2 protein-coding genes and 1 tRNA gene are annotated in these 1,748 nt (G+C 66.6%); 2 read left to right on the top strand and 1 reads right to left on the bottom strand.

The annotated features are described in order from the left end of the window. Positions 1–64: 64 nt before the first annotated feature. Positions 65–135, bottom strand: a tRNA-Gly gene (locus ACFVZW_RS15640). Positions 136–540: 405 nt separating this feature from the next. Here ACFVZW_RS15640 and dcd point away from each other — a divergent pair. Together dcd and ACFVZW_RS15630 are read left to right on the top strand one after the other, a co-directional pair. Beyond that, a complete protein-coding gene (dcd, locus tag ACFVZW_RS15635) occupies positions 541–1,116 on the top strand; it encodes a dCTP deaminase (protein ID WP_017240230.1) in 576 nt (191 codons plus the stop codon). A gap of 5 nt (positions 1,117–1,121) precedes the next feature. Further along, positions 1,122–1,619: a phosphoribosyltransferase gene (locus tag ACFVZW_RS15630; RefSeq protein ID WP_383555366.1), complete on the top strand. Its 498-nt coding sequence runs from the start codon at positions 1,122–1,124 to the stop codon at positions 1,617–1,619. Positions 1,620–1,748: the final 129 nt, after the last annotated feature.

The following is a 1,748-nucleotide window of genomic DNA, read 5'->3' as shown; positions in this document are numbered from 1 at the left end:
GGGCGACCGGCGTGTCCCCCACCACCCCCCCGCCCCCCCCCCCCCCCCCCCCCCTTCTCTCAAGAGCGGATGACGGGAATCGAACCCGCGCTATAAGCTTGGGAAGCTCATGTTCTACCATTAAACTACATCCGCGTGGCGGTCCGAAGATCGGTACCGCAGACTCGGACACTGTACCCCATCCCGAAGTCGCGGCGTACGAGGCGTACGTGTCCCTGACGGAGCGCCGCCTGGAGTGGTGTCTCGTTGATCCCCTAATGTGGCTGTCTCGTCCACCACTTGTCGGGGAAGGGACTTGATGGGTTCGATGGAGCGCACCGTCGTTCGTTGTGCCGAGGGGCATGTGTTCAGTACCGCTTCGTTCCCGCTGCAGCAGCTCGGTGCCGGGCGGATCGGGCCGGGGCGGCTCATTCGGTGTCCACGGTGTGCGCGGCTGCGGCACGCGGTGCCCGTGGAGCTCGAGCGGCGCTGATGTCCGAAGGACGGGCGCGGAGTCTTCCCGATTGGGGCAGGTCCGCGCCCTCTGCGTATCGTGGGGGCGTGCTTCTCTCAGACAAGGACATCCGGGCCGAGATCGATGCCGGACGGGTGCGCATCGACCCGTACGACGAATCCATGGTGCAGCCCTCGAGCATCGACGTGAGGCTTGACCGCTTCTTCCGGGTGTTCGAGAACCACCGCTACCCCCACATCGACCCCGCCGTCGAGCAGCTCGATCTGACCCGTGAGGTCGAGCCCGAGGGTGACGAGGCGTTCATCCTGCACCCCGGCGAGTTCGTGCTCGCCTCGACCTACGAGGTCATCACGCTGCCGGACGACATCGCGTCCCGGCTCGAGGGGAAGAGCTCGCTCGGCCGGCTGGGGCTGGTCACCCACTCCACCGCCGGGTTCATCGACCCCGGTTTCTCCGGGCACGTGACCCTGGAGCTGTCGAACCTCGCCACCCTGCCGATCAAGCTGTGGCCGGGGATGAAGATCGGGCAGCTGTGCATGTTCCGGCTGAGCTCGCCCGCCGAGTTCCCCTACGGCAGCGAGCGGTACGGCTCGCGTTACCAGGGACAGCGGGGGCCGACGGCCTCGCGCTCGTTCATGAACTTCCATCGGACCCAGGTGTGACGGCAATGAGTGACGTACGGGAGAACCTCACCTACGAGGGCTTCGGCCGCGCCATCCGCGAGCTCGCCCAGACCATCGCCGACGACGGCTACGAGCCCGACGTCGTGCTCTCCATCGCCCGCGGCGGCGTCTTCGTCGCCGGCGGTCTGGCCTACGCCCTGGACTGCAAGAACATCCACCTCGTGAACGTGGAGTTCTACACCGGCGTGGGGACGACCCTGGAGATGCCGGTCATGCTGGCGCCCGTCCCGAACGCCATCGACTTCAGCGACAAGAAGGTGCTCATCGCCGACGACGTCGCCGACACCGGCAAGACCCTGAAGCTCGTCCACGACTTCTGCGTCGACCACGTCGCCGAGGTCCGCTCCGCCGTCATCTACGAGAAGTCGCACTCCCTCGTGAAGTGCGAGTACGTGTGGAAGAAGACCGACGAGTGGATCAACTTCCCCTGGTCCGTCGAGCCGCCCGTCGTGAAGCGTGAGGGTCAGGTCCTCGACGCCTGACGGTACGAGCGCCGAAGACGGATGGGGCGACCCGCGAGAGATCACGCGGGTCGCCCCCTCCCTGCGGAGCGGGGGCGTCAGAGCCAGACCAGTCTCCTATTCACAACAGACCCAGGCGACGATAGAGGG

This window comes from Streptomyces sp. NPDC059567, from assembly GCF_042735655.1.
Taxonomy (GTDB): Bacteria; Actinomycetota; Actinomycetes; order Streptomycetales; family Streptomycetaceae; genus Streptomyces.
The sequence above is the reverse complement of the archived record's forward strand: the minus strand, read 5'-3'. Positions and strand labels throughout refer to the sequence as shown.

Excerpts from the sequence above, each read along its gene's own strand:
- ACFVZW_RS15630 (WP_383555366.1), top strand. The coding sequence starts at position 1,122 with ATGAGTGACGTACGGGAGAACCTCACCTACGAGGGCTTCGGCCGCGCC.